A 20455-nucleotide genomic window follows, 5' to 3' on the forward strand; every position below is an offset into this window, starting at 1 on the left:
TCAACTTGCCACGGGCAGTACGGTGCTGACGTGGCCACCGTGCTCCTGGTCGAAGACGATCACGTCGTACGCGGCGCGATGCTGCGTTCCCTCACCGAGCGGGGGCATGCCGTGCACGCCGTCGGCACGGCGCTGGACGCGCTGCGCCGGGTCGCCGCCGAGACGCCGGACCTCGTCGTGCTGGACCTGGGCCTGCCCGACCTGGACGGCTCCGACGCGCTGCGGATGCTGCGCGGCATCACCGACGTGCCGATCATCATCGCCACCGCCCGCGACGACGAGCAGTCGGTGGTCCGGCTGCTGCGCGCCGGCGCCGACGACTACATGGTCAAGCCGTTCACCGGCGCGCACCTCGACGCCCGGATCACCACCGTGCTGCGCCGGGTCGGCCGGGCCAGCCGGACGGTGCAGCCGGCGGTGCACACCGTCGGCGGGCTGCGGGTGGACGTGGGCGAGCGCAGCGCGCTGCTCGACGGGGAGCCGCTGGCGCTGACCCGCAAGGAATTCGACCTGCTGGCGTATCTCGCCGCACGACCCGGCCGGGTAGTGTCCCGGCGGGAGCTCTTGGAGGAGGTATGGCGGCAGCCGTCGGTCGGCGAGGACCAGACCATCGACGTTCACCTGTACTGGCTGCGCCGAAAGATGGGCGAGTCCGCGGCGAAGCCGCGCTACCTGCGCACCGTGCGGGGGGTGGGCTTCCGGCTGGTGGCCCCGGACTGAGGCTGGCGCTGGCCTACCTGACCGCCGGCATGTGCGCGCTGGTCGCGCTCGCCTTCCTGGTCCCCCTCGGGTTGAGCCTGCGCGACGAGGTGCGCGACGAGGCGCTGGCCGACGCGGCGCGGCGCGGCGCGCTGGTCACCGGGGCGCTCGCGGTGAGCACCGAGCCGGCGGCGGTACGCCGGGCCGTGGAGGCCAGCGGTGACGACCCGGCGACCCGGCCGGTCGTGCACGGGTTGGGCGGCGCCGAGCCCGCCGGGCGGGCCGCCGAGGACGACCTGGAGCGGGCGCGCGACGACAGGCGGTCGGTGGTCGTCGACGTGGACGGCGGGGTGCTGCGCCTGGACCCGGTGGTGCTCGACGACCGGGTCGCCGTGGTGGAGACGTTCGTCCCCTCCGGCGAGCTGGACGAGGGCGCCGGCGGGACGTGGCTGCTGCTGGCCGCGGTGGCCGTGGCGCTGGTCGGCGCGGCGGTGATCGTGGTGGACCGGGTGGCGGCGCGGGCGGTCGACTCCACCCGGGGGCTGGTCCGGGCCGCCCTGGCCGTCGGCGACGGCGACCTGGGCGTACGGGTGGAGCCGAGCGGGCCACGGGAGCTGGCCGAGGCCGGGTACGCGTTCAACCGGATGGCGGACCGGCTGGTCGCCGCCCGCACCGACGAGCGTGAGCTGGTGGCCGACCTGTCGCACCGGCTGCGCACCCCGCTGACCGTGCTGCGGCTGGACGCCGAGGGGCTGGACTCCGACGACACCAGCGTCGGCTCGTTCACCCCGGCCGAGCTGGACCGGCGGCGGACCATCCGGCGGATCCGCCAGGCGATCGTCACCCTGGAGGGTGAGATCGACGTACTGATCAAGACCACCCGCAAGGCGGTCACCCACGAGGCCGGGCCGGCCGAGTGCGACGTCAGCGAGGTGGTCCGGGACCGGATGGTCTTCTGGGCGGCCCTGGCCGGCGACCAGAACCGCCCGCACCGGGTGATCGGGGCCCAGCTGCGGATCCCCGCGCCGGTCCCCCGGGCCGAGCTGGCCGCCGCGCTGGACGCGGTCATCGGCAACGTCTTCCGCTACACCCCGCAGGGCACCGCGTTCGAGGTGGCGGTCTCTCGACGGGACGGGTACGTGGCGATCCGCATCGACGACGCCGGCCCGGGCATCGCCAACCCGGACCGGGCGTTGCGCCGCGGCACCAGCGACCAGGGCTCCACCGGCCTGGGACTGGACATCGCCAAGCGGGTGGCGTTGCAGGCCAACGGCTCGGTCAGCATCGACCGGGCCCGGCTCGGCGGGGCCAGCGTGGTGATGCTGCTGGCCGACCCGGAGGCGACGCCCCGGCAGGTCAACCGGTTCGGGCTGGTCGGCCGGATGACCCGGGAGGCCCGCGAGCAGAAGACCGGTGGTCGCCGCTGGCCGCGCCGCGGCTCCTGACCAGGGCGCACTCCGGTCGCGGTGTCCTGGCCGGCCCGGCGGGTGCCTGCGTCACGCGGGTGGTGGGCCGGGGTCGGCCCACCACCGCCGGGAGTACGCCGGCCACCGCACCCTGGCGGTCGACTGTGCGGTGGCGCAAGTCTTCCTTAGATCCGGATTAACGCGGGCGGCGATCGGGCCGGACGGTGACAGGATCGACGGCGAACCCATCAGTTCCACCGGTCTGTCGCCCCTGACAACTGCCGGCCGGTGGAGCCGTACGCGCGGCGGGAGTACGGTCCCCCCACACCCGCTCCCGCCGCGCGTCCACCTCCCACCGCCCGTCACGAGGTGCCCGATGAACCCGACGGTCCGCCGGTTGCTCCGGTGGGCCACCGTGATCGGGGTCGGGATCGCCGTCACGCTCGCCGTCTGGCAGGACCCGGTCCTGGCCTGAACCACCCGCCCTGCCGCCCCGGCACGCAGGACGGCGGCAGCCGCCGACACGAGGCGACGCCCCGCCCGGGTCAGCGGGGGGCGGTGGCGGCGTAGGCGTCGATCTCGGCGGCGATGCGGGCCTTGTCGGCGGGGTCGAGGAACGAGGCGGTCACCGCGTCCTTCGCCAGCGCCGCCAGCCGGTCGGGCCCGGCGTCGAGCAGCCGGGCGGCCACCGCGTACTCGTCGTTGAGGGTGGTGCCGAACATCGGCGGGTCGTCGGAGTTGATGCTGACCAGCACGCCCGCATCGACCAGCCGAGCGAGCGGGTGCTCGGAGATGTGGGCGACCGCCCGGGTACGCACGTTGGAGGTCGGGCAGACCTCCAGGGCGATCCGGTGCTCGGCCAGGTACGCCAGCAGCTCCGGGTCCTCGGCGGCGGAGATACCGTGGCCGATCCGTTCGGCGCCGAGGTCGCGCAGCGCGTCCCAGACCGTCTGCGGGCCGGTGGTCTCCCCCGCGTGCGGCACCGACCGCAGCCCGGCCGCCCGGGCCTGGTCGAAGTACGGCTTGAACTGCGGCCGGGGCACGCCGATCTCCGGGCCGCCGAGGCCGAAGCTGATCAGCCCGTCCGGCCGCTGCTCCAGGGCGATGCGCAGGGTCTCCTCGGCAGCCGGCAGCCCGGCCTCGCCCGGGATGTCGAAGCACCAGCGCAGGGCGATGCCGAAGTCGACCTCGGCCCGCTTGCGGGCGTCCTCGATCGCCTCGCAGAACGCCGGGGCGGGAATCCCCCGGTGCACGTGCGAGTACGGGGTGACGGTCAGCTCGGCGTAGCGGACCTGCTGACGGGCCAGCTCGCGGGCGACCTCGTGGGTGAGGATCCAGACGTCCTCCGGATCGCGGATCAGGTCCACCACGCTCAGGTAGACCTCGATGAAGTGGGCGAAGTCGCGGAAGGCGAAGTAGTCGACGAGCGCGTCCGGGTCCGCCGGGACCGGGCTGCGCCCCTCGTGCCGGGCGGCCAGCTCGGCCACGATCCGGGGTGAGGCGGAGCCGACGTGGTGCACGTGCAGCTCCACCTTGGGCAGTCCGGCGATGAAGGCGGGCAGGTCGGTCACAGGTTCTCCTCTGCACGGGCGCCGGTGCGGGCGACCACGAAGATCCGGCGGAACGGGAAGTGCACCTGACCCTGCCGCACCGGGTACGCCTCGGCGAGTCGTACGCCCAGCTCGGCGCGGAAGTCCGCCCAGCCGGCGGCGTCCAGCGCGGCGCGGACCGGGCGCAGCGCCGTCCCCTCCATCCAGGCCAGCACCGGATGGTCGGCGTCGGGTCGGGCCGGGAGCAGGTGCACGTAGACAGTCTCCCAGGCGTCGACCGCGCAGCCGGCGTCGACCAGCGACGCGGCGTAGCCGACGGCGTCGTCGACCGGGGCCTCGCGCAGCAGCGACGCCAGCGCGGGCGCCCACCGGTCCCGGCGGGCGACCTCGCGCAGCGCCCGGTGCGACGGGGCGTCGAAGTTGCCCGGGACCTGGAACGCCAGCCAGGCGTCGGCGGGCAGGTCGCGGGCCCAGCGGGTGAGCAGCTCCCGGTGGCCGGGCACCCACTGCAACACGGCGTTGGCGACGACCACGTCGACGTCCGGGCCCGGCCGCCAGTCGGTGACGTCAGCGACGGCGAAGTCGGCCGGGGTGTCCAGCGACCGCGCCCGGTCGATCATCTCCGGGGAGGAGTCGAGGCCGACCACCCGCGCGTCGGGCCAGCGCCGGGCCAGGGTGGCGGTCAGGGTGCCCGGTCCACAGCCGAGGTCGACCACGGCGCGCGGCCGGTCGGCCGGGATCCGGGCGAGCAGGTCGTGCAACGGCCGGGACCGTTCGTCGCCGTAGCGCAGGTAGATGGTCGGGTCCCACATCGCGCTCTCCAAACCGTACGTACGTCTTTCTTCGACCCTACGGCCCGCGCTGCGGCTCGGCAACGTGGTCATTAGGCTCGGTCGAATGGAACAGCGCAGCTTCGACCGGCTCGGCCTGCAGGTGGGTGTGGTCGGCCTCGGCGCGTGGCAGCTCGGCGCGGACTGGGGCCGGGTCGACGAGAGCGACGCCCTGGCCGTCCTCGCCGCCGCCGTGGACGCCGGGGTCACCTTCCTGGACACCGCCGACGTCTACGGCGACGGGCGCAGCGAACAGCTCATCGGCCGGTTCCTGCGCGAGCGGCCCGGGCACGGGCTGACCGTGGCGACCAAGATGGGCCGGCGGGTGGCGCAGACGCCGCAGGCGTACACACTGGACAACTTCCGGGCCTGGACCGACCGGTCCCGGGCCAACCTCGGCGTGGACACCCTGGACCTGGTCCAGCTGCACTGCCCGCCGACGGCGGTCTTCGGCGACGACCGGGTCTTCGACGCGCTGGACACCCTGGTGTCCGAGAAGAGGATCGCCGGGTACGGGGTCAGCGTCGAGACCTGCGACCAGGCGCTGACCGCGATCGCCCGCCCCGGCGTGGCGAGCGTGCAGATCATCCTCAACGCCGTCCGGCTCAAGCCCCTGGAACGGGTGCTGCCCGCCGCCGCGTCCGCCGGGGTGGGGATCATCGCCCGGGTGCCGCTGGCCAGCGGCCTGCTCTCCGGCCGCTACGACGAGCACACCACCTTCGCCCCCGACGACCACCGCACCTTCAACCGGCACGGGGAGAGCTTCGACGTCGGCGAGACCTTCTCCGGCGTCGACTACGACCTCGGCCTGGAGGTCGTCCGCCGGCTCGCCCCGCTGGTCGGCCCCGACCGCACCATGGCGCAGTTCGCGCTGCGCTGGATCATCGACCAGCCGGGCCTCACCGTCGTCATCCCGGGCGCCCGCGACCCGGAGCAGGCCCGGAGCAACGCCTCGACCGCCGCGCTGCCCCCGTTGACCCCCGAGGAGCGCGACACCGTCCGGGCCGTCTACGACGAACTGGTCCGCCCACGCGTGCACGACCGCTGGTGAGCCGCGCCAGCAACGGTGCTCGCCCCCGGCACCGACGGTACGGATGCCGCCGGCGCGGACGCTGACGGTGCGACGGCACGGATACCGACCGTGCGGACGCTGACGGTGCGACGGTACGGATACTGACGGTGCGGATGCCGACGGTGCGGCCGGCACCGCCGGCCCGGTGGAGGGAGATGCGATGAGGGGCTGGCTGACGCTCACCCTCGGCCTGCTGGCCGTGGTGGTCGGTGCCGTCTGGACGGTGCAGGGGCTCGGCTACGTCAGTGGCAGCGTGATGACCGACCAGCGCTTCTGGGCGGTGGCCGGACCGGTGCTCGCGGCGGCCGGGCTCGGGCTGCTCTGGCGCGGCATGCGCGCCCGCCGCCGTACCTGACCCGTCGTCGGCGGCACCGCCTCCCCGAGTGGTGCGCCACCGTTTGCGGCGAGTCGCGGTGTCCCCCCTTTCTTGCAACACCAAACCCCACACAAAAGGGGGAAACCGGGATTCGGGTTGTGGGAGACACCCCCCCCAAGGGGGGGTCACCATTTTTTGGGGTGGTTCGCGGTGTCCCCGTTGCCGGACACCGCGACTCGCCGCGAACGGTGGCGATCATGGCGTCGGGGGCGAGCGGCCGGCGGCCGGGAGCCGTCGACGACAGCCCCGTCGACGCGGAAAGCCCCGCGTCCGGGGGACACGGGGCTTCTCGTCGATCCGGCTGGCCGGATCACCCGGGCCGGCGGCTGCCGACCGGCTCTGCTCAGATGGGGCGGACCTGCTCGGCCTGCGGACCCTTCTGACCCTGGGCGATCTCGAACTCCACCCGCTGGTTCTCCTCCAGCGTGCGGTAGCCGCTGGTCTGGATGGCCGAGAAGTGGACGAACACGTCAGCACCCCCGCCGTCGACGGTGATGAAGCCGAAGCCCTTGTCAGCGTTGAACCACTTCACGGTTCCCTGCGCCATGTGTATCTCCTTCTAAAACTGGCGGCCGAGCACGCCGTGCGGCCGATTGGCCGTTTTCGAGCAGCGGCGCCTGAGGCGGCCCCCACGAAGGAGACTTCTCTCAACCCACGCCATCTCGCAACAGCGGGGATCAGCAAACCACGTACGCAAAAACTCTGCACAGCCTACCCGACGAAATTCTCCGACATGTGACCTGACGGATGCCTGACGTCCGCTGGGCGGCGGGTTGCGCAGGCGCGAAAGACCCCCCTCCCGTCGATGCGGGAGGGGGGTCGTCACGTCCACTGTTCAGTCCGGCCAGCGGCCGGTGACCCGTCGTACGCCGACCGCGCCGCCCCGGTCGACGGCCGCCCGGACCGCCGAGAAGATGGCACCCTGCAGCGCCGCCGCGGCCAGCACCTCGCCCCAGCCGCGGTCCTCGTCGGTGGCGCTGGGCGCCTCGCCGTCGCCGGCGGTCATCTTCCAGACCTGCCGGAAGATCGCCCCGGCGACCGTACCGGCGGCCAGGCCGAGCAGCACCCCGACGGGCTTGTACGCGGCCCTACCGATCCCCTTGCTCACCTACGCCTCCCCCGCACGATCAACAGCACGATCATCGTCGCCACGGCGCCCGCCGCGACCGCCGCCCACGGCGCCGGGCTGCGCCCGAACGCCTCCCCGTAGCCCTGCGCCCGCGCCTGGCCGGCCTTCTGCGCCGCCTGCCCGCGCACCCGGGCGACGGTGACCGCCGCCTGCTCGCGCATCCGCTCCTTCGCCTGGCCGGCGGAGGACCGCAGCCGGGCCTTGACGTCGGCCTTGGCGGCCAACAGCTCCATCGTCTCGCCCAACTCCACCCGGGTACGCCGGATCTCCTCGCGGATCGCGTCCGTGTCGCCGGTCCCGTTGCCCGTCATGCCCGTCCCCTGTCCTTCACCGCCGCGGTGACGACGTCCACGTCCGCCCGGACGCTGCGGACCGTCGACTCCGGAACCGGGGGGACCGCACGGCTGACCTGCTTCTTGCCGACCAGGGCGAAGACGCCCGCGATCAGGAAGAGCACCACCGCCACGATCAGGGCGGCCGCCCAGGCGGGCAGCACCAGGTCCAGCAGCAGGATCGCCGTGGCGACCAGGGCGCCGAGCCCGTAGAGGGCGAGCGCCCCGCCTCCGCCGAACAGGCCGATGCCGATCCCGGCGTGCTTGCCCTTCTGGGTCAACTCCGCCCGGGCCAGCGCCAGCTCGTCCCGTACCAGTCGGGAGACCTGCTCGGTGGCCCGCTGCACCAGTTCGGCGGTGGACGGCTCGCTCCCGGTCCGGGACGTGCGGTGGTTCGCGACGTCAGCCATGCTGTCCTCCTTTCATCAACACCGCGCTGTATGCCCGGAGTCGCCGCCCGTCAATCCTGCGCGCAGTGACCAACCACATCTGACCGCAGTTGGGGCCGTACCGTCCGGCGAAACGCGGAAGCGGATCCGACGAAGCCCGGCGGACCCGAGGTCACGGGGGCTGTCGAAAGGTGGTCAGCGGCGTCCGTCGCGCGCTTCCTCGGTACCCACGAGGACGCCGTCGCGGTGCTCGGCACACCCGTCGGCGCGGGAGTCGGCGTCGTCGGCGGGGCCGACGAACGCCTCGCTGCGCGCGTCGCCGTCGTCGCTGCCGCCGAAGACCCGCGCGTCGTCGGGCACGTCGGTCTCCGGCCGCCGGCGCACCGGCCGGCGCGGCTGCACCCACTGCCAGGGCAGGGTGCCGGAGGCGTCGCCGATCTCGGTACGGGAGCGGGGCAGCGCGGTGGGGCGGTGGTCGCGGATCCAGCCGACCAGGTGCTCCCGGACCAGGCAGCGCAGGTCCCAGAGGCTGCCCGCGTCGCCGGCGCTGACCAGCGCCCGGACCTTGATCAGCCCACCGGTCGCGTCGGTCACCTGGAGCACGCAGACCCGGCCGTCCCACAGGTCGGTGCCCTCGACCAGCCGGCGCAGCTCCTCCCGCATCGCTTGCACCGGGACGGACCAGTCGACGTCGAACTCGGCGGTGCCCAGCACCGCCGACTCGGTGCGGGTCCAGTTCTGGAACGGGGTGCTGGTGAAGTAGGACGTGGGCAGGATCAGCCGGCGGTCGTCCCAGATCTGCACCACCACGTAGCTGAGGGTCAGCTCCTCGATGCGGCCCCACTCGCCCTCGACGACCACCACGTCGCCGAGGCGCACCGCGTCGCTGAAGGCGAGCTGGAGGCCGGCGATGACGTTGCCGAGCAGGCTCTGCGCGGCCAGCGCGGCGACCACACCGATCGCACCGGCGCTGGTCAGCACACCGGCGCCGATGCCGCGGACGGCGGGGAAGGTCATCAGCATCACGCCGATGGCGAGCACCACGATCACCGCGATGGTCAGCCGGCGCAGCAGCACCACCTGGGTACGCACCCGACGCGCGTGCCGGTTGTCGGGCACGTCCACCCGGAACCGGGCCAGCGCGGTGTCCTCCATGACCACCAGCAGCGAGGCGACCAGCCAGGCCACCGCGGCGACCACCCCCAGCACCAGGGTGTGCAGCACCACCTGCCGCCAGGGGGTGCCGACGGCGTACCCGGTGCTGAAGCGGACCGCGAACTGCACGGCGAGCACGGTGGCGGCGACCTGCAACGGCCGGTGCACGTGGTCGGTGAGCTCGGTCATCAGCAGCGACCGCCGGCCGAGCCGGCGGACCACCCGGTGCACCACCTCGACCACGAGCAACGCGATCGCCGCCGCGATTGTCGCGGCGGCGATCGTTTCGAGGTAGTTCCGCACTGGTGTTTCTCCCTCCGGCCGGGCTGACCACTTCTGGACAAAGGCCCTATGGTGCCCGGCGTTTCCGGAATCGACCAGCTCAGACCTTCCGGTAGCGGGACTGGAGGAAGCAGTAGACGCCGAAGGCGGCGATGCCGAGGGCCATCAGCGCCAGCAGGATCTGGCCGTAGGGCTGGTCACGCAGCGTCCGCAGGGCGCCGTCCAGGCCTCGGGCCTTCTCCGGGTTGTAGTTCACGGCGGCCACCACGATCAGCAGACCGGCGACCGCGAACACGGAGCCGCGGGCGACGTAGCCGGCCATGCCGAGCCGCCGGGCCAGCGTCCGCGTCTTCGGGCTCATCTCGCCGATCTTCAGGTTGCGCTCGAACTTCTTCTTCAGGCCGTAGATCACCATGCCGACACCGACGGCGGCCAGCACCAGACCGGCGAGGCCGACCAGGAACCGGCCACCTCCGGAGGCCATCAGCTTCGCGCTGAGGGCCTCCTGCTGGTTGGCGCTGTTGCTGCTGGCCTCCTGGACGACTCGGACGGCGGTCCAGGCCAGCCAGAGGAAGACCACGGTGCGCACCACCGAGGCGATGCGTTCGAAGAGTCGTTCCTTGCCCTGCTTGGCGTGGTGCCCGACGGCCGCCTCCAGCGCCTGCCAGATCGCCATGGCGACCAGGCCGACGGCGATCGCGATCAACAGGAACTCGCCCATGGGCTGGGCGCCCAGGGTGCGCAGGGCACCGTTCTGGTTCGCCTCCTCGCCGGAGCTGTCGAAGGCGACCTGGAGGATGAGCCAGGCGAAGAGCAGGTGCACGACCCCGTAGCCGATGAAGCCGGCCCGGGCGAGGAGTTCCAGCCAGCGGCTGTCCGCGGTGCGGGCGGCGGTGGCTTCGGCGTTCCGGGTGAGTGACATGGCGCCGTGTATTGCCGAATGTCTTGATCCTCAAACGTGGGCCACCGCCGGCCCGGCCGGTCAGCCGCCGGCGTTGCGGGCGACGCGGATCTTGACCTCCTGGTCGGTGACGCTGTCCAGCGTCACGGCGAAGCCGCCCACCTCGGCGGCCTGCTGCCCCGTCGTGAGGGAGACCTGCTCACCGGCGACCTCGACGGTCACCTGGTCGCCCTCGGCACCGATCAGTTTCGCCTCGATGCCGAGGATGTTGGCCTTGGCGTCCACGCCCCGGTCGAAGGTGACCGTGCAGGCGTCCAGGCCGCAGTCGGTGCTGGCGCCCTCGGAGCTGCAGCCGGCGAGCAGGGCAGCGCCGAGCGTCAGGGCGGCGAACAGGCCGGCGGCCCGGCGGGTGGGGGACAGCGGGGAGGAACCGGTTCGGGTCGTCACCCGCACCAGGGTACGAGACGGCGGCCAGGCCGGCACCGCCCGATGATCGTGCCGAGCGGCGTCGGCGCTCGCGTTAGGGTCCCGTCATGCCGTTCGACATCGCCCGCACCCGGGCCGCCTACCCCGCCCTGACCGAGGGTTTCGCCCACTTCGACGGTGCCGGCGGCACCCAGACCCCGCAGTCGGTCGTCGACGCGGTCACCGACGCCATGCGCACCGCGCTCGGCAACCGCAGCACCGCCTTCGTACCCGGCCGGCGGTCGCTGGAACTGGTCGCCGCCGCGCGGGCGGCGGTGGCCGACCTGCTGGGCGCGACGGCGCAGGGCGTGGTGCTCGGGCCGAGCGCGACGGCGTTGACGTACACCCTGGCCCGGGCGCTCGGCGACACCTGGCAGCCCGGCGACGAGGTGGTGGTCTCCCGGCTCGACCACGACGCGAACGTGCGGCCCTGGGTGCGGGCGGCCGAGGCGGCCGGCGCGACGGTGCGCTGGGCGGAGTTCGACCCGGCCACCGGCGAGCTGCCCGCCGGCCAGTACGCCGACCTGGTCGGCGAGCGGACCCGGCTGGTCGCGGTGACCGCCGGCAGCAACGCGATCGGCACCGTGCCGGACGTCGCGACGATCGCCAAGACCGCCCACGCGGCGGGGGCGCTGGTCTGCGTCGACGGTGTGCACTCGGTGCCGCACGGCCCGACCGACCTCGCCTCGCTGGGCGCGGACTTCCTGGTCACCAGTGCCTACAAGTGGTCCGGCCCGCACCTGGCGGCGATGGTCGCCGACCCGGCCCGGTGGGAGCCGCTGCGCCCGGCGAAGCTGCTGCCCTCCTCCGACGCCGTGCCGGACCGGTTCGAGGCGGGCACCCCGAGCTTCCCGCTGCTGGCCGGGGTGGCCGCGGCCGTGGACCACCTGGCCGGGCTGGACCCGAGGACCACCGGCGACCGGCGGCAGCGGGTCCGCGCGGGCCTGGCAGCCGCGCAGGCGTACGAGGAGTCGCTCTTCGACCGGCTGCTCGCCGGGCTGACCGCCCACCCGGCGGTCACCGTGTACGGCGCGGCGGCCCGCCGCTGCCCGACGGTGTCGTTCCGGCTCGCCGGCTGGTCGCCGGCCGGGCTCGCCGCGGCGCTGGGCGAGGCCGGGCTCTGCCTCTCCTCCGGCGACTACTACGCCTACGAGTACTTCCGCACGATGGGGCTGCGCGACAGCGGCGGGGCGGTGCGGGCCAGCGTCTACCACTACAACACCGCCGACGAGGTGGACCGGTTGCTCGCCGAACTGGACCGGCTGGCACGGCGGGGGGAGACAATGGCCGGGTGAGCTTCCTGGTCGAGGAGAACCCCGCCAAGCACCGCTTCGAGATCCTGGTCGACGGCGCGCTGGCCGGCTTCACCGCGTACCTGCCCCGGGGGGAGGTGCGGGTGTTCACGCACACCGAGGTCCGCCCGGCGTACCAGGACATGGGGGTCGGCGCGGCGTTGGTCCGGGCCACCCTGGACCAGGTACGCGAGCAGGAGGGTCGGGTGGTGCCGCGGTGCCCGTTCGTGCGGGCCTTCATCGAGCGGCACCCCGAGTACGCCGACCTGGTCGTCACGCCGGTCTGACCGGCCCGGTCCGGCTCCGGCGACACGGCGGGCGGCGGATCGCGGTGTCCGCCTCACTGGACACCGCGACCCGCCGCGAGCAGGGGGTTGCCGGTTCGGGTCAGCCGAGACCGGCGAGCAGTTCGGCGGCGGCCCGGGCGCCCGCCCGGGTCGCGCCGTGGGTGGCGACGTGCACCCGGCCGGCGGTGAGCGCGGGCACGCCCAGCTCGACCACCACGGCGTCCGGCCGGTCGGCGAGGGCACGGTCGACGGCGGCCCGCATCCAGTCGTGCCGGTGCAGGTCGCGGACGACCAGCACCACCGGCCGGTCGCCGGCGTCGGCGGTCGGGTCGGCGGGCAGGTCCGTCTCGGCGAGCCGGACGGTGGTCGTGCCGGGCAGCAGCGCGGCGAGGGGCTCGCCGATCCCCCACGGGGTCTCCGGGCCGATGGCGATGTTGCGGGGCGGCACGAACTCCACCACGTGCGCGGGGGCGGCCAGCGGCAGCCGGCCGGCCGGTGCACCGCTGACCCGCAACGCGCGGCGGGCGGCGGCCAGCCCGATCGGGGAGCCGTCGGCGTCCGGCAGGTGCCGGGCGGGGCGCCCGGCGCGGGCGGCGACCGTCCAGGCGGCGAGCTGGCCGACCCGCTTGGCGGCCTCGGCGAGCCGTTCCTCCGGCAGCTCGCCGGAGACCACGGCGGCGACGATGGCGTCGCGCAGGTGCCGGGCGGCGGCCTCGTCGGCGTGTTCGCCGCCGACGCAGACCGCGTCCGCCCCGGCGGCCAGGGCCCGTACGGCCGCGCCGGCGAAGCCGTACCGGTCGGCGACCGCGCGCATCTCCACCGCGTCGGTGACCACCACGCCGCAGAAGCCCAGCTCGTCGCGGAGCAGGTCGCCGAGGACGCGGGGACTGAGGGTGGCCGGCAGCTCCTCGTCGAGGGCGGGCACGAGCAGGTGGCCGGTCATCACCGCCTGGACCCCGGCCGCGACGGCGGCCCGGAACGGGACCAGCTCGACGGCGTCGAGGCGGGCCCGGCTGGCGCTGATGCGGGGCAGGTCGTGGTGCGAGTCGACCCTGGTGTCCCCGTGGCCGGGGAAGTGTTTGGCGCAGGCCGCGACGCCGGCGGACTGGAGGCCGCGTACCCAGGCGGCGGTGTGCCGGGCGACCAGGTCCGGCTCGGCGCCGAAGGCGCGTACGCCGATCACCGGGTTCGCCGGGTTGTCGTTGACGTCGGCGTCCGGGGCGTAGTTCAGCGTGACGCCGAGCGCGGCGAGGTCGGCGCCGAGGTCACGGGCCACCTCCTCGGTCAACGCCGGGTCGTCGACCGCGCCGAGGGCGAGGTTGCCCGGGCGGGAGCTGCCGGCCACCGACTCGATCCGGGTGACGTCGCCGGCCTCCTCGTCGATGGCGACGAGGACGTCGGGCCGTTCGGCGCGCAGGGTGGCGGTGAGCGCGGCGAGCTGCCCCGGGTCGGCGACGTTGCGGGCGAAGAGGACCACCGCGCCGAGCCCTTCGCCCAGCCACCGGCACACCCAGTCGGGCGGGGTGGTGCCGACGAAGCCGGGCTGCAGGACGGCGGCCGCCAGGCCGGCCAGGTTGCGCTCGTTCATGCCGCCGCACTACCCCCGTGTCGTCTCGGACGGTCCGTCACCGTCGCGGTGCTGCCATGGTCACACCCAGCAACGAAATAGTCAATAAACCTTACTGTTAGGGCCTGGCACGCTCCCCGGCGTCGTGCGACAGTTCCGGAATGGATGCCACGCTGCTCGCCGACGCCACCTCACCGGCCGACATCCCCGGCGTACGCCTGCTCGGCGTGGTGGTCGGTGGCCTGCTGCTGGTCGCCGCCATCCGGGCGATGTTCCGGCGACGCTGACTGATCCCGCACCGCCGGGGTACCGCTGTCGGACGTCGACCCGGCGAGCCCGGGACCGGACGGCGGCGAGGGGGACCCATGAGGATCGGCTACTTCCTGTCCAGCGAGGAGTACACCCCGGCGGAGCTGCTGGACCAGGCGCGCGGCGCGGAGCGGGCCGGGTTCGAGGCGCTGTGGATCTCCGACCACTACCACCCCTGGGTGGACGCCCAAGGCCAGAGCCCCTTCGTCTGGTCGACCATCGGCGCGCTCAGCCAGGTCTGCGCGCTGCCGGTCACCACCGCGGTCACCTGCCCGACGGTCCGCATCCACCCCGCGGTGATCGCCCAGGCGGCGGCCACCAGCGCGGTCCTGCACCGGGGACGCTTCGTGCTCGGCGTCGGCTCCGGGGAGGCGCTCAACGAGCACATCCTCGGTGACACGTGGCCGCAGACCGACGTCCGGCTGGAGATGCTCGAGGAGGCGGTCGAGGTGATGCGGGAGCTGTGGCAGGGCGGCTTCGTCAACCACCACGGCCGGCACTACACCGTCGAGCACGCACGGATCTACACGCTGCCGGAGCACCCGGTCCCGGTCCACGTCTCCGGCTTCGGCCCGAAGGCGGTCGACCTGGCCGCCCGCATCGGCGACGGCTACGTCAGCACCATGCCGGACGGCGACCTGGTGCGCCGGTTCCGGGACAACGGCGGCGGCGACAAGCCGTGCCAGGCCGGCTTCAAGGCGGCGTACGCCGACAGCGAGGAGGCCGGGATGCGGATCGCGTACGAGAAGTGGCCGAACGCCGGGGTGCCGGGCGAGCTGTCCCAGGTGCTCCCGTCGCCGCGGCACTTCGAGCAGGCCGCCCAGCTGGTCCGGCCGGAGATGATGAAGGAGTCGTTCGTCTGCGGCGACAGCGCCGACGCCCACCTGGAGATGATCGGCCGGTACGCCGAGGCCGGCTTCGACGAGGTCTACGTCGCCAACACCGGGCCCGGCTGGCAGGGCCTGTTCGACCTCTACCGGCACGAGGTGCTGCCCCGGCTGCGGTGAGACGCCGCCCGCCCGTGATCGGCTGTCGGTTCCCGGCGCGACACGCCGCCCGCCCGCCGCGCCGGAACCACGCAGACGAGCACCGGGCGGTCGCCGGCCGGACCGGCGGTCAGCGGCCCTCCGGCGGGGCGACGCCGTGCAGCAGGGTGCGGACCAGGTCGTCGATCATCGTCGGCGTCGGCGCCGGCGTGGTGGGGTCGAGCAGGTGGTGCAGGACCAGGTCGTGGCAGACCCCGACGACCAGGGCGGCGACCGCCTCGACGGCGGCGTCGGGGGCCACCCGGCCGCGCTCCCGCTCGCCGCGCAGGTAGCCGGTCAGCTCGGCGCGCAGCCCGTGGCCGCCGGCCAGCGGGTCGGGCAGCTCGGCGAGGCGGGCGAGCAGCCCGGGCTGGGTGAACACGCCGGTCATCGCCGGCAGGATCGCCGTGTGCAACGCCAGCGCCCGGGTCAGGTACGCCCGCAGGTTCGCCGCCACGGTCCCTTCGCCCGGCCGGGGCGGCTGCCCCTCCAGCGCCGCCTCGGCGGCCCGCAGGTGGGCGTGCACGGCGTACGCGAGCAGTTCCTCCTTGTCGGCGAAGTGGTTGTAGAGCACGCCGTCGGCCACCTGCGCCTCGCGGGCGATGTCGCGGACGGTCAACCCGACCGTGCCGCGCCGGGCCACCAGCCGTCCCGCCGCGGCGATCAGGTGCTCACGCAGGCTCTGGTCGCCGCCGCGCAGCGCCGCGGCTCTCCTCGGTGACATCACCGGCATCCTAGGTCCGCCGCCGGGGCGGGCGGGCCCGGCCAGGCCCACTCTGCGAGGGCTCCCGCTCGCGCCGGCCCCGGCACGGCCCGTGGCGGGACGGGCCCCGTGCCCCGTCCCGCCACGGATCCCGCCCTGGCCGCCACCCGCACCGCGCTCGCGCAGTCCGGTGCCGGCGGGGCGGCGCCCGTCCGGTGGACGGGTCGGCGACCGGCCCCGCGGAGGGCGGAGTCATGCCGGGGTGGGTGCACCTGTCCCCGCCCCGGCGAGGAGGTGGTGACGGTCAATCCGGGCGACGGGCGGTGACCAGCCAGGCGGTGCCGCGCAGGCGTACCCCGCCGGGGCTCTCGTGGGCGCGCAGCGTGTCGGTCAGCGCGGCGTGCGCCCGTGCGACGGTGGCCGGGTCCACCCGGTCGAACTGGTGGCGGACCGGCCCCCAGCCGGCCAGGAAGTCGGCCGCGTCGGCGGCGTCGGCGCCCCAGATCTGGGGCGCCTCGACCGGGGCGCACCCGACCTCGGCCAGACCGGCGTCGGTGAGCACCCGGCGCACCGTCGCCGGGTCGGCCAGGGAGAGCGGTTCGGCGGGCCCGGCGTAGTCGGTGCCCGGGTCGGGCAGGTGGGCGGCGAGCGCGCCGAACGCCCGACCGAGGTCGCTGTCGCGCAGGTCGTCGAGGCAGACGAAGGCGAGCCGGCCGCCGGGACGCAGGGCCCGGGCGAGGTTGCCGAAGGCGGCGACCGGGTCGGCGAAGAACATCACCCCGAAGCGGCTGAGCACCACGTCGAAGCCGGCGTCGGGCAGCGGGTGCACCTGGGCGTCGCCCCGGACGAAGCGGACGTTGGCCACCCCCTCCTCGGTGGCCCGCGCCCGGGCCCGGTCGAGCATCGGCGCGGACAGGTCGAGGCCGACGGCGTGCCCGGCGGCGGCCCGGCGGGCGGCCAGCCGGGTGAGCTGCCCGTTGCCGCAGCCGACGTCGAGCACCCGGTCGCCCGGGCCCACGTACGCCAGCAGCGTGGGGTTGAAGCCGGCGTTGACCGCGTCGTAGCGGTCGTGGTGCTCGGCCCAGTGCTGCCCCTCGTAGCCGTTCCACGCCTGTTCCTGGTGGGTGTTGACGATGGTCCCCATCCGGCCCTCCGATAAAGAACACTTGTTCATGAACGTGCATTCATAATGTTCGGCGAGGCCGCCTCCTGTCAACGGTTTCGCCGGTGATCGCCACGGGTACCTCCGGCCCTCGATGAAGCTGTCCACGAACTCCACGACGTTGCGCCGCGCGGCGCGCAGCCTCTTCGGCTGGACCGCGCTCAGGCCCAACCAGCTCGCCGCCATGCGCGCGGTGATGAAGCGACGCGACGCCCTGGTGGTGCTGCCCACCGGCGCCGGCAAGTCGGCGATCTACCAGATCCCGGCCAGTCTGATCCCCGGCCCGACCGTGGTGATCTCTCCCCTGCTGGCCCTCCAGCAGGACCAGATCGCCGCGCTCAACGAGCGGCAACGCCCGGAGCTGCGGGCGGTGCGGATCAGCTCCGACGAGAGCCCGGCCCAGCAGGCCGAGGCGATCACCGAGATCCGCGAGGGGCGGGCGGAGTTCCTCTTCATCACCCCGGAGCAGCTCAGCAACCCCGACCGGATGGCCGAGGTGAAGTCGCTGAAGCCGGCCCTGGTCGCGATCGACGAGGCGCACTGCATCTCCGCCTGGGGCCACGACTTCCGCCCCGACTACCTGGCGCTCGGGCACCTCATCGACGGCATCGGCCGCCCGCCGGTGGTCGCCCTGACCGCCACCGCCTCACCCCCGGTACGCGACGACATCATCGCCCGGCTGCGGCTGCGCGACCCGGAGGTGGTGGTCTCCGGGCTGGACCGGCCCAACCTCTTCCTCGAGGTCGCCCACTGCCCCACCGACGACTACCGGTGGCGACGGCTGGTCGCGCTGCTGCGCGACGACGAGCGCCCCGGCATCATCTACGTGCCCACCCGACGCGCCGCCGAGGACCTGGCCGCCCGGCTGACCGACGCCGGTTTCCCGGCGCAGTACTACCACGGCGGGATGCCCACCGGCGCCCGCAACGAACTGCACGAGGCGTTCCTCGCCGACCAGGTGCCGATCATGGTGGCCACCTCCGCGTTCGGCATGGGCATCGACAAGCCGAACATCGCCTGGGTCGTGCACGTGGCGCTGCCGGACTCCCCGGACAGCTACTTCCAGGAGATCGGCCGCGCCGGCCGCGACGGCGAACCCGCCCGGGTGCTGCTGCTCTGGCGCGCCGAGGACGTCGGGCTCCAGCGCTACTTCAGCGGTGGCCTGCCGGACGCCACCGAACTGCGGGACCTGGCGGCGCTGCTGCGCAAGCAGGCCCGGACCAAGAAGGAGCTGCGCGAGCTGACCGGCCTCGGCACGCGCAAGCTCGGGCAGTACCTGGCGCTGCTGGAGCAGATCGGGGCGGCGCAGCCCCGGGCGAAGCAGAAGATCGGCGCGCCGCGCTACTCCCCCACCCCGGTCGACGCCGCCGGCGCGGCGGTGGCCGAAGCGGAACGCCAGCAGACCGTCACCCGCTCCCGCACCGACATGATGCGCGCCTTCGCCGAGACCACCGCCTGCCGGGGCCAGACCCTGCTGGCCTACTTCGGCGAGCAGATGTCCGAGATCTGCGGGCACTGCGACAACTGCCACGCCGGCACCAGCACCGCCGACGACGGCGCGGTCGGGCCGTTCCCGGTGCACAGCCAGGTCCGCCACCCCGAGTGGGGCTCGGGCCTGGTGCTCAACTACGAGGACGACCGGATGACCGTGCTCTTCGACGAGGTCGGCTACAAGACGCTCTCCGTGCCCGTGGTGTCCGAACAGGGTCTGCTGACGCTCGACTAGCCTGACCCGGGCAGCCGCGGCGCACGATGCGCAACACCCAACGAGCGAGAGGGGCTCAGTCGTGATCGAACAGCCGGCGTACACCGGGTTCGGGTTCTCCGACGAGGAGTGGGGGCTGCTGGTCGGCCTGCCGCAGGCGGTCCTCACCGCCGCCAGCGCCGCCGAGTCCGACGGCACCCGACGCACCCGCGCCGAGAACGCCGCGGGCCTGGAGACCATCTCCACCGGCCGCGAGTCGGCCAGCCCGCTGGTCGCGGCGGTCGCCGGGGAGATCGTGTCCCGCGTCGGCGACCCCGAGGCCGGCGAGGAACTGCCGGTCATCGAGCCGGCCGACCCGCAGGGCATGATCGACGACGTGCTGGCCCGGGCCGGGCAGGCGTCGGCCCTGCTGGCCGCCAAGGTCGACGAGGGCGAGGCCGGGGCGTACCGGCACTGGTTGGTGGAGATCGCCGAGCAGGTGGTCGGCGCCGCCTCCACCGGCGGCCTCCTCGGCCTCGGCGGCGACCAGGTCAGCGACTCCGAGCGACGCTTCCGCGACCGGCTCTCGCACGTGCTCAACGACTGACGTCCTGGCGCGCCGGGTCCGCGCGTCCCCGACCGGGACATGCGGACCTCTCGCGTCCGGCGGCCCTCGTCGCGCCCGGTCGACCGGGCTGATCGACAATGGAGGGTACGCACCGGCCGTGGGGAGGTGGCCAGATGCTGGAGCGCACCGTCGTCGACACCACACACCTGCCGCCCGCCGAACGCTTCGGCATGTGGCTCGACCTGGTGGCCCGGACGTCGGCGCCGCTGCGCGTGCGCACCGACCACGCCCACGACTTCCCGGCCCGCGCCGAGTTCATCCCGCTCGGGCCGATCCAGCTCGTGCGCTACCGGTACCCGTCCATGGACGCCGTGCGCACCGAGCGGCTGGCCCGCCGCACCGAGGTGGACTACTTCCTGCTCGCCCTGACCCTGGGCGGCACCGGCGCGTCCGGCCAGGGCGACCGGCGCAGCGTCATCCTGCCCCGCGAGTTCACCTTCTACGACGGCTCCCGCCCGCACGAGGTCAGCCACCACGGCGAGGACGGCGGCCCGCCCGCCGGCTCGGTGGTGGCGCTGATCCCGCACGGTGTGCTGCCGCTGTCACCGGACCGGCTCGCCCCGCTCATGGCGGGGCGGATGTCCGGCAGCGAGGGGGTGGGCGCGCTGCTGGCCCAGTACCTCACCCAGATCGCCGAGCATCCTGAGCAGTACCACGCGGCGGACGCCGACCGGCTGGGCGGGGTCGGGCTGGACCTCGCCTGCACCATGCTCGGCCGGCACCTGGTGGCGGAGGACGCGGTACCCCGCGACGTCCGCCGCCGGGCGCTGCTGACCCAGGTGCGCGGCTACGTCCAACGGCACCTCGGGGACGGTACGCTCACCCCGCAGGCGGTCGCCGACGCCCACCACGTCTCGCTGCGTACCCTGCACCGGCTCTTCGAGTCGGAGGAGACCACCCTGGCGTCGTACGTGCGCGACCTGCGCCTGCACCGGTGCCGGCGGGACCTCGCCGATCCGATGCTGGCCCACCTGCCGGTGCAGACCATCGGCGCCCGGTGGGGCTTCCGCGACAAGGCGCACTTCAGTCGCGCCTTCCGGGCCGCGTACGACATGACGCCGCAGGCCTGGCGGGAACAGGCACGGATCGTCAACAGCACGGCGTCCGTCGTCAACCCGGAACCGGAATACTGATCGCGGGCCGGCGGTCACCGACCGCTTCGGCCCGACGGTAACGGGGGACCGCGGCGTGGCGTCCGTGACATCCGGTCAC

At 74.2% G+C, this 20455-nt stretch carries 22 protein-coding genes and 1 pseudogene; 11 read left to right on the top strand and 12 right to left on the bottom strand.

The genetic code is table 11. The annotated features are described in order from the left end of the window. Positions 1 to 30: 30 nt before the first annotated feature. Positions 31 to 720 (top strand): response regulator transcription factor, encoded by a 690-nt coding sequence (locus tag ACPFP2_RS11280; RefSeq protein ID WP_088978393.1) that lies wholly within the window; start codon positions 31 to 33, stop codon positions 718 to 720. 29 nt (positions 721 to 749) lie between these two features. Continuing rightward, positions 750 to 2144, top strand: a complete 1395-nt coding sequence (locus ACPFP2_RS11285) for a HAMP domain-containing sensor histidine kinase (RefSeq protein WP_424088716.1) — start codon at positions 750 to 752, stop codon at positions 2142 to 2144. A gap of 506 nt (positions 2145 to 2650) precedes the next feature. Here ACPFP2_RS11285 and ACPFP2_RS11290 read toward each other — a convergent pair. Then, complete coding sequence (locus tag ACPFP2_RS11290; protein WP_424088718.1) at positions 2651 to 3676, bottom strand: adenosine deaminase; 1026 nt, start codon at positions 3674 to 3676, stop codon at positions 2651 to 2653. After that, positions 3673 to 4467 (bottom strand): trans-aconitate 2-methyltransferase, encoded by a 795-nt coding sequence (locus ACPFP2_RS11295; RefSeq protein WP_424088719.1) that lies wholly within the window; start codon positions 4465 to 4467, stop codon positions 3673 to 3675. The genes ACPFP2_RS11290 and ACPFP2_RS11295 overlap by 4 nt, the downstream gene beginning before the upstream one ends. An 85-nt stretch (positions 4468 to 4552) precedes the next feature. Between ACPFP2_RS11295 and ACPFP2_RS11300 the strand changes: the two genes are divergently transcribed. Both ACPFP2_RS11300 and ACPFP2_RS11305 read left to right on the top strand, forming a co-directional pair. Next, positions 4553 to 5536, top strand: coding sequence for an aldo/keto reductase (locus tag ACPFP2_RS11300; RefSeq protein ID WP_424088721.1), 984 nt, complete (start codon positions 4553 to 4555; stop codon positions 5534 to 5536). 181 nt (positions 5537 to 5717) lie between these two features. Continuing rightward, positions 5718 to 5912 carry a hypothetical protein gene (locus ACPFP2_RS11305; protein ID WP_424088722.1) on the top strand — a complete coding sequence of 65 codons (195 nt, stop codon included), beginning with the start codon at positions 5718 to 5720 and terminating at the stop codon, positions 5910 to 5912. Between the two features lie 364 nt (positions 5913 to 6276). On the opposite strand, the gene ACPFP2_RS11310 is transcribed toward ACPFP2_RS11305, so the two are convergent. The 7 genes and pseudogenes from ACPFP2_RS11310 to ACPFP2_RS11340 form a co-directional block, all read right to left on the bottom strand. Continuing rightward, complete coding sequence (locus ACPFP2_RS11310) at positions 6277 to 6480, bottom strand: cold-shock protein (protein WP_007075740.1); 204 nt, start codon at positions 6478 to 6480, stop codon at positions 6277 to 6279. Between the two features lie 288 nt (positions 6481 to 6768). Then, complete coding sequence (locus tag ACPFP2_RS11315; RefSeq protein ID WP_424088726.1) at positions 6769 to 7041, bottom strand: DUF4235 domain-containing protein; 273 nt, start codon at positions 7039 to 7041, stop codon at positions 6769 to 6771. Further along, on the bottom strand, positions 7038 to 7373 hold the full coding sequence (locus tag ACPFP2_RS11320) for a DUF3618 domain-containing protein (RefSeq protein ID WP_424088727.1): 336 nt from the start codon (positions 7371 to 7373) through the stop codon (positions 7038 to 7040). Before ACPFP2_RS11320 ends, ACPFP2_RS11315 begins: the two co-directional genes overlap by 4 nt. Next, a complete protein-coding gene (locus ACPFP2_RS11325) occupies positions 7370 to 7804 on the bottom strand; it encodes a phage holin family protein (RefSeq protein WP_424088729.1) in 435 nt (144 codons plus the stop codon). The genes ACPFP2_RS11320 and ACPFP2_RS11325 overlap by 4 nt, the downstream gene beginning before the upstream one ends. A 246-nt stretch (positions 7805 to 8050) precedes the next feature. Next, positions 8051 to 9241, bottom strand: a pseudogene (locus ACPFP2_RS11330) (mechanosensitive ion channel family protein); the annotation flags it as partial. A gap of 79 nt (positions 9242 to 9320) precedes the next feature. Next, the gene (locus ACPFP2_RS11335) at positions 9321 to 10142 is read right to left on the bottom strand and encodes a DUF1206 domain-containing protein (RefSeq protein WP_424088731.1); all 822 of its coding nucleotides are present in this window, start codon (positions 10140 to 10142) and stop codon (positions 9321 to 9323) included. A 60-nt stretch (positions 10143 to 10202) separates the two neighbouring features. Beyond that, a complete protein-coding gene (locus ACPFP2_RS11340) occupies positions 10203 to 10568 on the bottom strand; it encodes a hypothetical protein (RefSeq protein WP_424088733.1) in 366 nt (121 codons plus the stop codon). Between the two features lie 86 nt (positions 10569 to 10654). Here ACPFP2_RS11340 and ACPFP2_RS11345 point away from each other — a divergent pair, with 86 nt between their 5' ends. Further along, positions 10655 to 11881: a cysteine desulfurase-like protein gene (locus ACPFP2_RS11345; protein ID WP_424088735.1), complete on the top strand. Its 1227-nt coding sequence runs from the start codon at positions 10655 to 10657 to the stop codon at positions 11879 to 11881. Beyond that, positions 11878 to 12165 carry a GNAT family N-acetyltransferase gene (locus tag ACPFP2_RS11350; RefSeq protein WP_424088737.1) on the top strand — a complete coding sequence of 96 codons (288 nt, stop codon included), beginning with the start codon at positions 11878 to 11880 and terminating at the stop codon, positions 12163 to 12165. Before ACPFP2_RS11345 ends, ACPFP2_RS11350 begins: the two co-directional genes overlap by 4 nt. A 100-nt stretch (positions 12166 to 12265) precedes the next feature. On the opposite strand, the gene ACPFP2_RS11355 is transcribed toward ACPFP2_RS11350, so the two are convergent. Continuing rightward, entirely contained in the window at positions 12266 to 13753 is a 1488-nt protein-coding gene (locus ACPFP2_RS11355) for a glycoside hydrolase family 3 protein (protein WP_424088738.1), read from the bottom strand. Positions 13754 to 13893: 140 nt separating this feature from the next. Between ACPFP2_RS11355 and ACPFP2_RS11360 the strand changes: the two genes are divergently transcribed. Together ACPFP2_RS11360 and ACPFP2_RS11365 are read left to right on the top strand one after the other, a co-directional pair. Continuing rightward, the gene (locus ACPFP2_RS11360) at positions 13894 to 14019 is read left to right on the top strand and encodes a hypothetical protein (protein WP_424088739.1); all 126 of its coding nucleotides are present in this window, start codon (positions 13894 to 13896) and stop codon (positions 14017 to 14019) included. A gap of 78 nt (positions 14020 to 14097) precedes the next feature. Further along, positions 14098 to 15048 (top strand): TIGR03557 family F420-dependent LLM class oxidoreductase, encoded by a 951-nt coding sequence (locus tag ACPFP2_RS11365; protein ID WP_424088741.1) that lies wholly within the window; start codon positions 14098 to 14100, stop codon positions 15046 to 15048. A 109-nt stretch (positions 15049 to 15157) separates the two neighbouring features. Here the strand turns inward: ACPFP2_RS11365 and ACPFP2_RS11370 are convergent, their stop codons facing one another. Both ACPFP2_RS11370 and ACPFP2_RS11375 read right to left on the bottom strand, forming a co-directional pair. Further along, a complete protein-coding gene (locus ACPFP2_RS11370) occupies positions 15158 to 15790 on the bottom strand; it encodes a TetR/AcrR family transcriptional regulator (protein ID WP_424088743.1) in 633 nt (210 codons plus the stop codon). 283 nt (positions 15791 to 16073) lie between these two features. After that, entirely contained in the window at positions 16074 to 16913 is an 840-nt protein-coding gene (locus ACPFP2_RS11375; protein ID WP_424088745.1) for a class I SAM-dependent methyltransferase, read from the bottom strand. Positions 16914 to 17025: 112 nt separating this feature from the next. On the opposite strand from ACPFP2_RS11375, the gene ACPFP2_RS11380 reads away from it, so the two are divergent. The 3 genes from ACPFP2_RS11380 to ACPFP2_RS11390 all read left to right on the top strand — a co-directional run bounded on the left by ACPFP2_RS11380 (position 17026) and on the right by ACPFP2_RS11390 (position 20376). Beyond that, positions 17026 to 18657, top strand: coding sequence for a RecQ family ATP-dependent DNA helicase (locus tag ACPFP2_RS11380; RefSeq protein ID WP_424088746.1), 1632 nt, complete (start codon positions 17026 to 17028; stop codon positions 18655 to 18657). A 61-nt stretch (positions 18658 to 18718) separates the two neighbouring features. Next, positions 18719 to 19222, top strand: coding sequence for a hypothetical protein (locus tag ACPFP2_RS11385; protein WP_088978374.1), 504 nt, complete (start codon positions 18719 to 18721; stop codon positions 19220 to 19222). 134 nt (positions 19223 to 19356) lie between these two features. Next, positions 19357 to 20376, top strand: a complete 1020-nt coding sequence (locus ACPFP2_RS11390) for a helix-turn-helix domain-containing protein (protein ID WP_424088749.1) — start codon at positions 19357 to 19359, stop codon at positions 20374 to 20376. Positions 20377 to 20455 lie beyond the last annotated feature (79 nt).

The organism is Micromonospora citrea (genome assembly GCF_049629545.1).
GTDB lineage: Bacteria > Actinomycetota > Actinomycetes > Mycobacteriales > Micromonosporaceae > Micromonospora > Micromonospora citrea_A.

What these genes read in the sequence shown, in the direction of transcription:
- ACPFP2_RS11285 (WP_424088716.1), top strand. Translation starts at nt 750, where the DNA reads ATGTGCGCGCTGGTCGCGCTCGCCTTCCTGGTCCCCCTCGGGTTGAGC.
- ACPFP2_RS11295 (WP_424088719.1), bottom strand. Translation starts at nt 4,467, where the DNA reads ATGTGGGACCCGACCATCTACCTGCGCTACGGCGACGAACGGTCCCGG.
- ACPFP2_RS11300 (WP_424088721.1), top strand. Translation starts at nt 4,553, where the DNA reads ATGGAACAGCGCAGCTTCGACCGGCTCGGCCTGCAGGTGGGTGTGGTC.
- ACPFP2_RS11305 (WP_424088722.1), top strand. Translation starts at nt 5,718, where the DNA reads ATGAGGGGCTGGCTGACGCTCACCCTCGGCCTGCTGGCCGTGGTGGTC.
- ACPFP2_RS11310 (WP_007075740.1), bottom strand. Translation starts at nt 6,480, where the DNA reads ATGGCGCAGGGAACCGTGAAGTGGTTCAACGCTGACAAGGGCTTCGGC.
- ACPFP2_RS11320 (WP_424088727.1), bottom strand. Translation starts at nt 7,373, where the DNA reads ATGACGGGCAACGGGACCGGCGACACGGACGCGATCCGCGAGGAGATC.
- ACPFP2_RS11325 (WP_424088729.1), bottom strand. Translation starts at nt 7,804, where the DNA reads ATGGCTGACGTCGCGAACCACCGCACGTCCCGGACCGGGAGCGAGCCG.
- ACPFP2_RS11335 (WP_424088731.1), bottom strand. Translation starts at nt 10,142, where the DNA reads ATGTCACTCACCCGGAACGCCGAAGCCACCGCCGCCCGCACCGCGGAC.
- ACPFP2_RS11345 (WP_424088735.1), top strand. Translation starts at nt 10,655, where the DNA reads ATGCCGTTCGACATCGCCCGCACCCGGGCCGCCTACCCCGCCCTGACC.
- ACPFP2_RS11355 (WP_424088738.1), bottom strand. Translation starts at nt 13,753, where the DNA reads ATGAACGAGCGCAACCTGGCCGGCCTGGCGGCCGCCGTCCTGCAGCCC.
- ACPFP2_RS11360 (WP_424088739.1), top strand. Translation starts at nt 13,894, where the DNA reads ATGGATGCCACGCTGCTCGCCGACGCCACCTCACCGGCCGACATCCCC.
- ACPFP2_RS11365 (WP_424088741.1), top strand. Translation starts at nt 14,098, where the DNA reads ATGAGGATCGGCTACTTCCTGTCCAGCGAGGAGTACACCCCGGCGGAG.
- ACPFP2_RS11370 (WP_424088743.1), bottom strand. Translation starts at nt 15,790, where the DNA reads ATGTCACCGAGGAGAGCCGCGGCGCTGCGCGGCGGCGACCAGAGCCTG.
- ACPFP2_RS11375 (WP_424088745.1), bottom strand. Translation starts at nt 16,913, where the DNA reads ATGGGGACCATCGTCAACACCCACCAGGAACAGGCGTGGAACGGCTAC.
- ACPFP2_RS11380 (WP_424088746.1), top strand. Translation starts at nt 17,026, where the DNA reads ATGAAGCTGTCCACGAACTCCACGACGTTGCGCCGCGCGGCGCGCAGC.
- ACPFP2_RS11390 (WP_424088749.1), top strand. Translation starts at nt 19,357, where the DNA reads ATGCTGGAGCGCACCGTCGTCGACACCACACACCTGCCGCCCGCCGAA.